This window comes from Nonomuraea sp. NPDC050786, from assembly GCF_040654115.1.
Classification (GTDB): domain Bacteria; phylum Actinomycetota; class Actinomycetes; order Streptosporangiales; family Streptosporangiaceae; genus Nonomuraea.
The window spans coordinates 416,929-429,435 of the sequence record NZ_JBFAHJ010000002.1; the positions used below are offsets into that span (position 1 = coordinate 416,929).

Below are 12,507 nucleotides of genomic sequence, written 5' to 3' on the forward strand. Positions count from 1 at the left end.
CCGTAAATGACCATAGAACAGAAGCCGGGCCCGGACGGATAGCTCCGTCCGGGCCCGAGAGCGTCAAAGACGCATCAATGCGTCAAACTCCGGTCGTCGCCACCGGCGCCGATGGCGGCGTGCTCCTCCTCGTGCCCATGCCCGTGCCCGTCGTCCAGCGGGATCTTCTCCCCGCCGTACGCCTTCGACATGCGGGCGCGCAGCTTGCCGAGCGGACCGCGCATCCCCTTCGGCGGGATGCCCGCGGCGTCCTCGGCCACCGGCAGCATCGCCACCGGCTCCTTGCCGCGCACGTGGGCCTCGATGTCGTCGGCCTGCGCCGTGTGGACCTCGATGAACTCACCGTGCGGCAGCCGCTTGATGACACCGGACTCCACGCCGTGCGAGACGACCGCGGCGTCGGAGCGCTGCAGGCCGAGGCACATGCGGTAGGTGATCAGGTAGGCCAGCGCCGGAGCCACGAAGACCAGCACCCGGCCGGAGTACGTCGTCCAGTTGAGGCTGACGTGGAAGTTGGCCGAGATCTCGTCGTTGGCGCCGAGCAGCCAGAGCACGCCGTAGAACGTGATGGCCGCCATGCCGATCGAGGTGCGGTGCGGGTTGTTGCGCGGGCGGTCGGCGATATGGTGCTCGCGGTGGTCGCCCGTCACCCAGCGTTCGAGGAACGGATAGAGCGCGAGCCCGGTCATGATGATGCCCATCGGCACCAGAGCCGGGATGATCACGCTCAACGGCAGCGTGCCCGCATGGGAGGTGCCGAAGAGGTTGATCTCCCACGGCACCATGATGCGCAGCGCGCCCTCGAGGAAGCCCATGTAGAAGTCGGGCTGCGAACCGGCCGACACGTCGGCGGGCGTGTACGGGCCGAACAGCCAGATCGGGTTGATCTGGGTGAACGTCGCCAGCCCCGCCACCGTCGCGAGCGTGAACAGGAAGTACGCCCCCGCCTTGGCCATGAAGGCCGGGTAGAACGGCGCACCCACCACGTTCTTGTTGTCCCGGCCCTTGCCCGGCATCTGCGTGTGCTTCTGCACCCACATGAGCACCATGTGCGCCGAGATCAGCGCCAGCAGGATGCCCGGGATGAGCAGGATGTGCAGCGAGTAGAACCGGGAGATGACCGCCTCACCCGGATATTCCCCGCCGAACAGGAAGAACGTGATGTACGTACCGACCAGCGGCAGCGAGATCGCCACACCCTCGGTGATCCGCAGACCGGCGCCGGACAGCAGGTCGTCCGGGAGCGAGTAGCCGGTCAGGCCCTCGGCGAGCGCCAGCGTCAGCAGCAGGACACCGATGATCCAGTTGAGCTCGCGCGGCTTGCGGTAGGCGCCCGTGAAGAACACCCGCAGCATGTGGACCATCATGCCGGCCACGAACATCAGGGCCGCCCAGTGGTGCATCTGCCGGATCAGCAGACCACCCCGGACGTCGAAGCTGATCTCCAGCGACGACGCGTAGGCCTCCGACATCATCACGCCCTTGAGCGGCGCGTACGAGCCGTCGTAGGCGATCTCCATCATGCTCGGCTTGAACCAGAACGTCAGGAACGTACCGGTCAGCAGCAGGATGACGAAGGAGTAGAGCGCGATCTCGCCCAGCAGGAACGACCAGTGGTCCGGGAAGATCTTGCGCAGGTTGCGCTTGAGGAAGTTGGCCCCGCCGAGGCGGTCGTCGAGGAAGGTCGACGGCCCCGCGATGCCCTTGGGAACGGCATTGAGCTCGCTCATGCCTGCCCTCCCTTCTCCCTGGCCGCCCGCTCGGCGTCACCGCGTTCCCAGTAGCTGGGGCCGACCGGCACCTCGAAGTCTCCCTTGGCGATGAGGTAGCCCTCGGAGTCGACGGTGATGGGCAGCTGCGGCAGCGGCCGGGCGGCCGGGCCGAAGATGACCTTCGCACCGTCTGCCGCGTCGAACGTCGACTGGTGGCAGGGGCAGAGGATGTGGTGGGTGTTCTGCTCGTAGAGGGCGGCAGGGCAGCCCACGTGCGTGCAGATCTTGGAGTACGCCACGATGCCGTCGTGCGTCCAGTTCTGCCGGACGCCGCTCTTGAGCTCCTCCGGACGGAACTTGATCAGGATCAGCGTGGCCTTGGCGAGGGCGTTGAGGTCGTGCTCGTAGCCCTCGGGGACCACCGACAGGATGCCGCCGGGCGAGTTGAAGTCGGCGGCCCGGATCGGCTGGCCGGTGCCCTCGACGACGAGCCTGAGCGGCTTGCCGTCCTTGGTCTTCTCTCCCCAGACCGTGTGGCGCAGCAGCTTGTTGAACTTGGCGCCGGGCATCTTGCTGTTGTCGAGGTCGCGCAGCAGCACCAGTGGCACCAGGCCGAGCGGCGCGGCGGCCAGCAGCAGCGTGCGGCGCAGCAGCTTGCGCTTGACGAAGCCGCTCTCGTTGGCGCCCTGGACGAACGTGTCGGCCACGACCTCGCGGTCGTCCTCCTCGGAGGCCATCAGGTGGCGCTCCTGGACCAGGGAGTACTTCGGCATGATCTGGCGGACCCAGATCACGATGCCGACCGCCAGCGCCAGGACCGCCAGCGTCAGCGAGCCGCCCAGCGCGAGGTTGGACACTCCGGTCTTCTCGGGGCTGCCCACCTGGAAGACCACGTAGGAGATGATGAACGCGATGCCCGCCAGGAACGTGATCGTGAAGCAGAGCGCCACGATCTTCTCGGCCTTGCGGGCCTTGCTCTCATCGGGCAGCGTGACGCCTGGGACTTCCCTCTCGACGTCCGCCGCTTCGACGGTGCCGAGCATCGAGGTGCCCGGCGCGGGGGTGCCGATGACGCGCTTGGGTACGCGCTCATCGGGCTGCTCGATCTCGTGCTCGTTCTCTGTCATGACTTCTGTCGCTTCTTCGCGGTGATCCAGATGGCGGCGAGTGCGAGGACGCTCAGGCCCGCGACCCACGCTACGAGACCTTCGGTGACCGGGCCGATGCGCCCCAGGCCGAAGCCGCCCGGGTCCTTCTGCTCGCGGACCTGGGTGATGTAGGCGATCATGCTGCGCTTCTCTTCAGGCGTGATCGTCGAGTCGTTGAAGACGGGCATCGCCTGCGGACCGGTGACCATCGCCTCGTAGATCTGCGTGGGGGTGGCCGAGTTGAGGTTGGGCGCGTACTTGCCCTGCGTGAGGGCGCCGCCGGCGCCGACCCAGTTGTGGCACTGGATGCAGTTGGCGCGGAACAGCTCGCCGCCCTTGCCCGCGTCGCCGAGCTTGGGATCGACCTGCTCCGAGGCGGGGACCTGCGGGCCGCCGCCGAGGGACTGCACGTAGGCGCCGATCTGCTTGATCTTGGTCTCGTCGACCCAGGGCGCCAGCGGCTTGCGCGGAGCCTGCGGGCCGGGGTTGGCGGCGGGCATGCGGCCGGTGCTCATCTGGAAGTCGACGGCCGCCGCCCCGACCCCGACGAGCGTGGGCGCCGTCGAGGTGCCCTGCGCGTTCATGCCGTGGCAGCTGGAGCAGTGCTGAACGAACAGGCTCCTGCCCTCGGCCACGTCATCGACCTTGCCGGACGCCAGTGCCGCGTCGGCAGGCTTACCCGCCTGGACAAAGGCGGCGTATACCATCCCGACCAGCGCCAACGCCAAAATCAGGACGGCATATCTCGCGAGGGGATGCCGCCGCCAAGCGGTGATCCTAGTCACAGAGATCCCGTTCCTTAACGAATGATGTAGATGGTCGAGAAGAGACCAATCCAGACGACGTCTACGAAGTGCCAGTAGTAAGACACGACGATCGCGCTGGTGGCCTGCTCATGCGTGAAGCGCTTCGCGGCGTACGTGCGTCCCAGCATGAACAGGAACGCGAAAAGGCCACCGGTCACGTGCAGGCCATGGAAGCCCGTCGTCAGGTAGAACACCGAGGTGTAGGCGTTAGCGGACAGGGTCGCGCCCTCTGACGCCAGCTCGCCGTACTCGTACAGCTGCCCGGCCACGAAGACCGCGCCCATGAGGAAGCTGACGATGTACCAGAAGCGGAGCTTTTGGACCTGCCCCTTCTCTGCGGCCCACACACCGAGCTGGCACGTCACACTCGACAGAACCAGGATGATCGTGTTGGCCGTCGCGAACGGGATGTTCAGGTGAGCGCCCTCAGCGACCTCGAGGCCCGCCTTGTGCAGCGCGGGCCCCCAGACGAGGCCGTTGCCCTCGCTCACCGACCGGATGGTGAAGTACATCGCGAACAGCGCCGCGAAGAACATGAGCTCGGAGGACAGCCAGACGATCGTACCGACGCTGACCAGATTGGGTCTGCGGTACGACTGTGCTGTCGTCGTCGAAGTTATTGCGGATGCTGTCGCCACGGGCAGCATTATTGCGGCTTCAGTGGTCGGTCCCGCGCACGACCCCCCGGTTAGCAGGTACAAACCGGGAAGCAACCTGGGAAAATCGCCCCAAAACCCCCTGCCAGGCACGGTGGCCTGGGAATGCACACCGGCACACCGGTACCATCCGAGGTGACCATACCGCTACAAGGGATAGTGAGCGCGACAGTGACGTCCACTGGGAGCACCGCCGACACGATGAGGGTCCTCGTCTACAGCGACGACGCCGCCACCAGGGCCGAGGTGAGCCAGGCCATCGGCAGGCGCCCGGCGGCCGACGTGCCCTTCGTCGAGATCGTGGAGTGCGCCACCGAGCCCAAGGTCCACCAGTGGCTCGGCTCCGGCGAGATCGACGTGGCCGTCCTCGACGGCGAGACGCAGCCCGCGGGCGGCATGGGCATCTCCCGCCAGGCCAAGGACGAGGTCTACGACTGCCCGCCCATCTGCCTGCTCATCGCCAGGCGCGACGACCGCTGGCTGGCCGCGTGGTCCAAGGCCGACGCCGTCGTGCCGCAGCCGCTGGAGCCCATGGTCCTCGCCGACACGGTGGCCGACCTGATGCGCCGCCGCTCCTCCACCCGACTCAACGCCAAGTAGGTGCCCATGGACTCCCGGACGACCTGGCCCGCCCTGCTCACCGCCCTCCTGTCCGGCGAGCACCTCACCTCCGACGAGTCGGCCTGGGCGATGCGGGAGATCATGTCCGGCGGCGCGACACCGTCGCAGATCGCGGGGTTCGTGATCGCCCTGCGCGCCAAGGGCGAGACGGTGGCCGAGGTGGTGGGCCTGGCCCGCACCATGCTGGAGCTGGCCACGCCGCTGAGCGTGGAGGGGCCCGTGGTCGACATCGTCGGCACGGGAGGCGACCGCGCCCACACCGTCAACGTCTCCACGATGGCCGCCATCGTCTCCGCCGCCGCGGGCGCCCGGGTGGTCAAGCACGGCAACCGCGCGGCCTCGTCCTCGTGCGGCGCCGCCGACGTCCTGGAGCACCTGGGGATCCGGCTGGACCTCACGCCCGAGCAGACCGCGCAGGTGGCACGGGAGGCGGGCATCGCGTTCTGCTTCGCCCCGGTCTACCACCCCGCGCTCCGCTTCGCCGGGCCGACGCGCAAGGAGATCGGCGTTCCCACGATCTTCAACTTCCTGGGCCCGCTCACCAACCCGGCCCGCCCCGCCGCCCAGGCCATCGGCGTCTTCGACCCGCGCATGCTGCCCGTGCTGGCCGGCGTCTTCGCCGAGCGCGGCGTCTCGGCCCTGGTGTTCCGCGGCGACGACGGGCTCGACGAGCTGACCATCGCGGGCACCTCGACGGTCTGGGTGGTCAAGGAGGGCACGGCCACGCAGACCACCTTCGACCCGGCGGTCCTCGGCATCCCGCGCGCCGACGTCGGCACGCTGCGGGGCGGCGACGTGACGTTCAACGCGCAGGCCGTACGCGATCTGGTGCAGGGCAAGACGGGTCCGGTGCGCGACGCCGTCCTGCTGAACGCCGCCGCGGCCTTGGTGGCGCTCAACGGCCCCGGCGACGACCTCGACGCGGCCATGTCCGACGGCTACGCCCGCGCGGCCCAGGCCGTCGACTCGGGCGCCGCCGCCGCCACCCTCGACCGCTGGGTCGAGGCCAGCGCCGCCTTCACCCGCGCCTGACGGCACACTCCCGAGCGCGCCGCGCCTGACGGCACACTCCCGAGCGCGCCGTGTCTGCGGCGCACTCCCAAGTGCGCCCCCTGTCCGCGGCGAGCCGCAGCCCTTGGGACGGATGGCGGCCAGGCGGCAGCGCCGGTGCGGCAGTCGGTGGCGTTATGGAACCGGCATCAGAACGTGATGGTCGGGCCGTCCTTCAGCACGCTCCACTTGAGCCAGTCCTTCCAGTTCTCCTGCCAGTGCCCCCACCCGTTCGTGGGCTCCAGCTTCCGCGGCGACCCCGTGATGATGATCGGATCCCCGATCAACGTGTTCCTGAGGAACCAGATGGCGTTCTCCGGGCTGACGTTCACGCAGCCGTGGCTGACGTTCGAGTTGCCCTGCGAGCCCACCGACCAGGGCGCGCTGTGCACGTACTCGCCGCTGTTGGAGATGCGGACCGTGTTGTAGACCGTCAGCTGGTAGTACCCGGCCTGCCCCGGCCCGGCGTCGGGCGAGGTCATGACCGTGACGGGCTCGCGTGACATCGCCAGGTGGATGCCCGAGGTCGTGTAGTGGTTCCACGCGTCGCCCTGCCCCGCGCTCATCGGGATCTCGCGGATCTTCTTGCCGTCCCGCCGGACGATCAGGACGTGCTCGTCGGTGCTGCCCTTGGTGATCTGCTCGCGACCGATCTTGAAGTCGAGCCGTACGTCGCGCTTGCCGTACATGCCCGGTCCTCCGCGCACGCCGGCCAGCTTCGCCTCCACCTGCACCTTCGTGTGGGCGGGCCAGTACTTCAACGGCCGGAAGTCCACGTGGCTGTCGTCGAACCAGTGCCAGGCCCCCTCCACCGGCTTGGAGCTGCGGACGGTGAGGTTGCGCTCGACGGAGACCCGGTCGGCGATGGGCTTGTCGAAGGCGATCATGATCGGCATGCCGACCCCGACCGTCAGCCCGGTGTCGTCCTTGTTCGGGGTGATCGTCTGGATGTCGAACGCCTTGTTGCCCTTGACCGTGGTGAACGTGCTCGTGGTCTCGCTCTGCTTGCCCGCGCCGTCCACGGTGACGGCGGTGACCGTGTACTGCGTGCTGGGCCTGGCGGTGGCGTTGCTGCGCCAGCGGGTGCCGTCGGCGCTGAGCACGCCCTCCAGCGGACCGGACTTGCCTCCGTCCACCCGTACGCTCCTGAGCGTGCCCGTACGGGCCGCGACCACCACAGGCTGGTCTGTGGGTACGTTCGCGGTCTTGTCCTGCGGTGAGAACGTCACAGAGGGCCCCGACGCCCCTCCGGCCATGGCCACCCCGTCAGGTTTGGATGTGCCGCCGGCGGAGCAAGCAGACAGCAGTGCCAGCGCCAACAGCCCGGCCGATCCCTTCGCTACGTGCCCCACGAGTGACTCCCTCGTCCGCGATCGAACCGCTTCCACCTCCTTTATTACCCTCAGTGATCGATTAACCACATCCGCATACTGGCAAAGAACACCAAAAAGCGGGCGTTCCCCCACAAGGGAAACGCCCGCTTCGGCAACAGGTCAGTGCGAGAAGTGACCCCGGTAGTACTGGAACACGAACCCGATCATGGCCATGATGACCAGGAAGACCCCGATCAGGAACATCCAGAAGCCGATCACGAACCCGGCGAAGGCGAAGGCCGCCGCCAGGCACAGGAAGAGCGGCCACCAGCTGCTCGGGCTGAAGAACCCGATCTCGCCCGCGCCCTCGCTGATGTCGGCCTGCTTGTTGTCCTCCGGCTGGGCGCCGATGCGCCGCGCGGTGAACATCAGGTAGTAGCCGACCATGAACGCGAACCCGACCGAGATCGCCATGGCCGTGGTGCCGACCGGCTCACCGTGGCCCGTCGCCGCCTTGGTCCAGAACCAGTAGGCGACGTCGACGCCGGCGAAGAACAGGCCGCACGCGAGGAACAGCCAACCCTGGACTCTCATCAGGCCTCAACCTCCTGCGCCTGCTTGGCCGACACGTGCGGGTAGTGCAGGTCGAACGCCGGGCGCTCGGACCGGATGCGCGGCAGCGAGGTGAAGTTGTGCCGCGGCGGCGGGCAGGAGGTCGCCCATTCGAGCGAGCCGCCGTAGCCCCAGGGGTCGTCGACCGTGACCTTGGGCGCGCTGCGCCAGGTCTTCCAGACGTTGTAGAAGAACGGCAGCGTCGAGGCGCCCAGGATGAACGCGCCCACCGACGAGATCAGGTTGAGGTCGGTGAAGCCGTCGGCCGGGCTGTAGTCGGCGTAGCGCCGCGGGAAGCCCAGCATGCCGAGCCAGTGCTGGATGAGGAACGTCGTGTGGAAGCCGATGAACAGCAGCCAGAAGTGCAGCTTGCCGAGCTTGTCGTTGAGCATCCTGCCGGTGAACTTGGGCCACCAGAAGTAGAAGCCCGCGAACATGGCGAACACGACGGTGCCGAAGACCACGTAGTGGAAGTGGGCGACGACGAAGTAGGTGTCGCTGATGTGGAAGTCGAGCGGCGGCGAGGCCAGGATGACGCCCGTCAGACCGCCCAGGAGGAACGTGACGAGGAAGCCGACCGCGAACAGCATCGGCGACTCGAACGACAGATGCCCTCGCCACATCGTGCCGATCCAGTTGAAGAACTTCACACCGGTGGGCACCGCGATGAGGAACGTCATGAAGGAGAAGAACGGCAGCAGCACTTGTCCGGTCGGGAACATGTGGTGCGCCCAGACCGTGATGGACAGGCCCGCGATCGAGATCGTCGCGACCACGAGGCTGATGTATCCGAAGATCGGCTTGCGGCTGAAGACCGGCAGGACCTCGGTCACGATGCCGAAGAACGGCAGCGCGATGATGTAGACCTCGGGATGGCCGAAGAACCAGAACAGGTGCTGCCACAGCATCGCGCCGCCGTTGTCGGAGGCGAACACATGCGTGCCGAGCTTGCGGTCGGACTCGAGCACGAGCAGCGCGGCGGCCAGCACCGGGAAGGCCATCAGCACGAGCATGCTGGTCAGCAGCACGTTCCAGGTGAAGATCGGCATGCGGAACATGGTCATGCCGGGCGCGCGCATGCAGATGATCGTGGTGATGAAGTTGACCGAGCCGAGGATCGTGCCGAGACCCGACAGGGCCAGGCCCATGATCCACAGGTCGCTGCCGATGCCGGGCGAGTTGATCGCGTTGGACAGCGGCGTGTAGGCGAACCAGCCGAACGAGGCCGCGCCACCCGGGGTGAAGAAGCCCGACACGGCGATGATGCTGCCGAACAGGTAGAGCCAGTAGCTCACCATGTTGAGGCGCGGGAAAGCCACGTCCGGGGCGCCGATCTGCAGCGGCATCAGCTCGTTGGCGAAGCCGGCGAACAGCGGCGTCGCGAACATCAGCAGCATGATCGTGCCGTGCATGGTGAACAGCTGGTTGAACTGCTCGTTGCTGGTGAACTGCATGCCCGGCTGCGCCAGCTCGGCCCGCATGACCAGCGCCATGACGCCGCCGATCAGGAAGAACACGAACGACGTGATCAGGTAGAGGTGCCCGATGATCTTGTGATCAGTGGAGGACAGCCACTTGGCGATCACCTGGCCCTTGGTGTGGGGCCTTGCCGGCGCGCGAAGGGGTTCTTGGATGGCGGTCACTGGGCACTCCCAGCCTGGTGTGTCGCGATGTACTGGTCGAACTCAGCCTGCGGGACGAGCTTCACCGAGAAGAGCATGCGGCTGTGGTCGACGCCGCAGAGCTCGGCGCACCGGCCCGCGAAGACGCCCGTCCGGTCAAGCGTTGTGATCTGGAACTTGCGCCCCGGGTTGCCCTCCTTGATGCCGGGGATGACGTCCCGCTTGAACAGGAACTCCGGCACCCAGAACGAGTGGATGACGTCGTCGGTCGACAGGTCGAACTCGACCTTCGTCTTCGCCGGCAGGACCAGCTGGGGCCCCTGGTGGTAGTCGTTCACCGGCACGCCCGCGACCGGCTGCAGCGTCTTGCCGTTGACGGTCGTGGTGAAGCGCCAGCTCCACTGGAAGGCCTCTACCTTGACCTTGACGGGCGCGTCGCCGTCCACGTGGGTCAGCGCCTGGCTGTCGCGGGCGGTGAAGAAGAAGAACACCGACACCATGACCAGCGGGATCAGGGTGTAGAGCATCTCGATCGGCAGGTTGTAACGCACCTGCGGCGGGAGATCGGCCTTGGCCCTGCGCTTGCGGTGGAAGATGCTCGCCCACACGATCAGGACGATGACGACGGCGCCCGTGGCGAGTGCGGCGATCCAGGCCCCGTTCCACAGACTCTGGACCACGTCGCCCTGCTCGGTGACATGGTCAGGCAGAAGGCCGCGAGACCAGTCGGCCTTCGGTACGTCATTAGCACACGCCGTAGCAGTGGCCAGCAGCAACGCCAAAGCGGCGGCGCCTGGCACCCTGCGCCGGGCCAACGAACGCCGCGTCGTACGGCGAGTCGGACTCACGGATCGCCTACCCCACAGATGAAGCCCAAGAGTCTCTCCCTTGGGCGCTCGTATTTCCATATGCACAGCTGATTGCAGACACATTAGCGTGCAGGTGCCTTGCCCTCCCGCGCGACCCCTCGATGGCGCCGCAAGTGGGACGATAAGTCTCGTGGCGTACTTCGACGCGGCTTCGAGCGAGCCGCTCCACCCTCAGGCACGCGAGGCGCTGCTGGCGGCGATCGACGTCGGCTGGGCCGACCCCGCGAGACTGTACGGCCAGGCCCGCCGCGCGCACCTGCTGCTCGAGCAGGCTCGCACGGAGGTGGCCGAGGCGCTCGGCGCGCGTCCGGACGAGGTGTCGTTCACCTCGTCGGGCACGCAGGCCGTGCATCTCGGCGTGCTCGGCACCCTACACGGCAGGCGGAGGGTCGGGCGCCACTTGGTCACCGGCGCGGTGGAGCACTCCAGCGTGCTGCACGCCGGCGGAGTGCACGAACGCGACGGCGGCACGGTCGAGACGGTGGGCGTGGACCTGACGGGGCGGGTCGATCTCGACGCCTTCGCCGAGGCGGTCTCCCGTCCCGGCACCGCGCTGGCCTGCCTGCAGACGGCCAACCACGAGGTCGGCACGGCGCAGCCGGTGGCGGAGGCGGCCGTGGCCTGCCGGTCCCACGGGGTTCCGCTGCTGGTGGACGCGGCGCAGACGGCCGGCAGGATGCCGATACCGCCCGGCTGGTCGGTGCTCACCGCCAGCGCCCACAAGTGGGGCGGCCCCGCGGGGGTGGGCGTGCTGATCGTGCGCAAGGGCACGCGGTTCCGCTCGTTCCTGCCGGAGGACGAGCGGGAGCGCCGCCGGGTGCCGGGTTTCGAGAACGTGCCGGGCATCGTCGCCGCGGCGGCCGCCCTGCGCGCGATGGCCGCGGAGGCGGCGCAGGAGCAGGCGCGGCTGTCCGAGCTCGTCGGCCGGATCAGGGAGACGGTGCCGAAGATCGTCCCGGACGTGGAGGTCATCGGCGATCCCGTCGAGCGGGCGCCGCACATCGTGACCTTTTCGTGTCTGTACGTCGACGGCGAGGCCCTGCTGACCGAGCTGGACAAGGCCGGTTTCGCCGTTTCGTCAGGAAGTTCGTGCACCGCTAGTACGCTTCGTCCGTCGCACGTTCTTGAAGCGATGGGCGTGCTGACGCATGGCAATGTCCGGGTGTCGCTGCCCAGGGGCACGTCCGCGGCCGAGGTCGACAGGTTCCTCGGCGTGCTGCCCGAGCTGGTGCGCCGCATCCGCCAGGACGCAGGAGTCGCATGACCGAGGTTACCCAGCCGGCTCTGACGATCGACGCGCTCGGGAAGAAGTGCCCGATCCCGATCATCATGCTGGCCGAGCAGATCAACTACGTCCCGCTCAACGCCGTGGTGGCCGTGCTGGCCGACGATCCGGCGGCTTATACGGACGTGCCGGCGTGGTGCAGGCTGAAGTCGCACCGGCATGTGGGCTCGTACGAGCTGCCCGGGGGCGGCTGGGCGATCCACGTAAGGCGCAATTACTGACTTTTCCCGAAGTGGGTGGGTAGGGGCTCCCCGTACGAGAAGTCACCGACTTTCGGGGGAAAGCCATGACAAGCGGACATCCGCACGAGACCGCCCGTGACCTGATGAGTCCCGGAGCGGAATGCATCGGGGCGCACGAGACGCTCGACAGGGCGGCGCAGATCATGCGCAACAGCAACGTGGGATCGCTGCCCGTGTGCGGGCCGGACGAGCGCGTGAAGGGCATCATCACCGACCGCGACATCGTGATCAAGTGCATCGCCGCAGGGCACGACCCGTCGAAGGTGACGGCGGGCGAGCTGGCCGGCGGGCTCGTCTTCGTCACCCCGGACACGAGCGTCGACGAGGCGCTCACCAAGATGGAGGAGAACCAGATCAAGCGGCTCCCGGTGCTGGAGGGCGACCGGATCGTCGGCATGATCAGCGAGTCCGACCTGGCCAAGCACCTGCCCGACGCCCAGCTCGCCGAGTTCATGCACCACGTGTACGCGCGAGGCTGAGCCCGGCACGGGACGCGGGTCCGTACCGGAGAATCTGGGACAGGAACCACGGAGGCCGCCCCGCCGCGCACGTCGGGCGGGGCGGCTCATTC

At 67.9% G+C, this 12,507-nt stretch carries 13 protein-coding genes; 5 read left to right on the forward strand and 8 right to left on the reverse strand.

Features of this window, described 5'->3' with window-relative positions; genetic code table 11:
- Positions 1–74: 74 nt before the first annotated feature.
- The 4 genes from AB0H84_RS06315 to AB0H84_RS06330 are packed head-to-tail and all read right to left on the reverse strand — an operon-like array spanning position 75 to position 4,313.
- A complete protein-coding gene (locus AB0H84_RS06315; RefSeq protein ID WP_357598946.1) occupies positions 75–1,730 on the reverse strand; it encodes a ubiquinol-cytochrome c reductase cytochrome b subunit in 1,656 nt (551 codons plus the stop codon).
- On the reverse strand, positions 1,727–2,839 hold the full coding sequence (locus AB0H84_RS06320) for a Rieske 2Fe-2S domain-containing protein (RefSeq protein WP_357598949.1): 1,113 nt from the start codon (positions 2,837–2,839) through the stop codon (positions 1,727–1,729). The genes AB0H84_RS06315 and AB0H84_RS06320 overlap by 4 nt, the downstream gene beginning before the upstream one ends.
- Positions 2,836–3,645, reverse strand: a complete 810-nt coding sequence (locus tag AB0H84_RS06325; protein WP_357598952.1) for a c-type cytochrome — start codon at positions 3,643–3,645, stop codon at positions 2,836–2,838. Before AB0H84_RS06325 ends, AB0H84_RS06320 begins: the two co-directional genes overlap by 4 nt.
- A 14-nt stretch (positions 3,646–3,659) precedes the next feature.
- On the reverse strand, positions 3,660–4,313 hold the full coding sequence (locus AB0H84_RS06330; protein WP_344985347.1) for a heme-copper oxidase subunit III: 654 nt from the start codon (positions 4,311–4,313) through the stop codon (positions 3,660–3,662).
- A 210-nt stretch (positions 4,314–4,523) separates the two neighbouring features.
- Between AB0H84_RS06330 and AB0H84_RS06335 the strand changes: the two genes are divergently transcribed.
- Both AB0H84_RS06335 and trpD read left to right on the forward strand, forming a co-directional pair.
- Complete coding sequence (locus tag AB0H84_RS06335) at positions 4,524–4,922, forward strand: hypothetical protein (protein WP_344987638.1); 399 nt, start codon at positions 4,524–4,526, stop codon at positions 4,920–4,922.
- Positions 4,923–4,928: 6 nt separating this feature from the next.
- Positions 4,929–5,975 carry an anthranilate phosphoribosyltransferase gene (gene trpD, locus AB0H84_RS06340; protein WP_357598955.1) on the forward strand — a complete coding sequence of 349 codons (1,047 nt, stop codon included), beginning with the start codon at positions 4,929–4,931 and terminating at the stop codon, positions 5,973–5,975.
- Positions 5,976–6,142: 167 nt separating this feature from the next.
- Here the strand turns inward: trpD and AB0H84_RS06345 are convergent, their stop codons facing one another.
- From AB0H84_RS06345 to AB0H84_RS06360, 4 genes are all read right to left on the reverse strand, one after another.
- Positions 6,143–7,345, reverse strand: coding sequence for an Ig-like domain-containing protein (locus AB0H84_RS06345; RefSeq protein ID WP_357598958.1), 1,203 nt, complete (start codon positions 7,343–7,345; stop codon positions 6,143–6,145).
- 141 nt (positions 7,346–7,486) lie between these two features.
- Entirely contained in the window at positions 7,487–7,900 is a 414-nt protein-coding gene (locus AB0H84_RS06350; protein WP_357598961.1) for a cytochrome c oxidase subunit 4, read from the reverse strand.
- Complete coding sequence (ctaD, locus tag AB0H84_RS06355) at positions 7,900–9,561, reverse strand: cytochrome c oxidase subunit I (RefSeq protein ID WP_357598963.1); 1,662 nt, start codon at positions 9,559–9,561, stop codon at positions 7,900–7,902. The genes AB0H84_RS06350 and ctaD overlap by 1 nt, the downstream gene beginning before the upstream one ends.
- Positions 9,558–10,220 carry a cytochrome c oxidase subunit II gene (locus AB0H84_RS06360; RefSeq protein WP_357598966.1) on the reverse strand — a complete coding sequence of 221 codons (663 nt, stop codon included), beginning with the start codon at positions 10,218–10,220 and terminating at the stop codon, positions 9,558–9,560. The genes ctaD and AB0H84_RS06360 overlap by 4 nt, the downstream gene beginning before the upstream one ends.
- A gap of 319 nt (positions 10,221–10,539) precedes the next feature.
- Between AB0H84_RS06360 and AB0H84_RS06365 the strand changes: the two genes are divergently transcribed.
- The 3 genes from AB0H84_RS06365 (at position 10,540) to AB0H84_RS06375 (ending at position 12,415) form a co-directional block, all read left to right on the forward strand.
- A complete protein-coding gene (locus AB0H84_RS06365; protein WP_357598969.1) occupies positions 10,540–11,673 on the forward strand; it encodes a cysteine desulfurase family protein in 1,134 nt (377 codons plus the stop codon).
- On the forward strand, positions 11,670–11,915 hold the full coding sequence (locus tag AB0H84_RS06370; RefSeq protein ID WP_344985357.1) for a sulfurtransferase TusA family protein: 246 nt from the start codon (positions 11,670–11,672) through the stop codon (positions 11,913–11,915). The genes AB0H84_RS06365 and AB0H84_RS06370 overlap by 4 nt, the downstream gene beginning before the upstream one ends.
- A 65-nt stretch (positions 11,916–11,980) precedes the next feature.
- Positions 11,981–12,415, forward strand: a complete 435-nt coding sequence (locus AB0H84_RS06375) for a CBS domain-containing protein (RefSeq protein ID WP_357598972.1) — start codon at positions 11,981–11,983, stop codon at positions 12,413–12,415.
- The last annotated feature ends 92 nt before the right edge of the window (positions 12,416–12,507 follow it).

Excerpts from the sequence above, each read along its gene's own strand:
- AB0H84_RS06315 (WP_357598946.1), bottom strand. The coding sequence starts at position 1,730 with ATGAGCGAGCTCAATGCCGTTCCCAAGGGCATCGCGGGGCCGTCGACC.
- AB0H84_RS06320 (WP_357598949.1), bottom strand. The coding sequence starts at position 2,839 with ATGACAGAGAACGAGCACGAGATCGAGCAGCCCGATGAGCGCGTACCC.
- AB0H84_RS06330 (WP_344985347.1), bottom strand. The coding sequence starts at position 4,313 with ATGCTGCCCGTGGCGACAGCATCCGCAATAACTTCGACGACGACAGCA.
- AB0H84_RS06335 (WP_344987638.1), top strand. The coding sequence starts at position 4,524 with ATGAGGGTCCTCGTCTACAGCGACGACGCCGCCACCAGGGCCGAGGTG.
- trpD (WP_357598955.1), top strand. The coding sequence starts at position 4,929 with ATGGACTCCCGGACGACCTGGCCCGCCCTGCTCACCGCCCTCCTGTCC.
- AB0H84_RS06350 (WP_357598961.1), bottom strand. The coding sequence starts at position 7,900 with ATGAGAGTCCAGGGTTGGCTGTTCCTCGCGTGCGGCCTGTTCTTCGCC.
- AB0H84_RS06370 (WP_344985357.1), top strand. The coding sequence starts at position 11,670 with ATGACCGAGGTTACCCAGCCGGCTCTGACGATCGACGCGCTCGGGAAG.
- AB0H84_RS06375 (WP_357598972.1), top strand. The coding sequence starts at position 11,981 with ATGACAAGCGGACATCCGCACGAGACCGCCCGTGACCTGATGAGTCCC.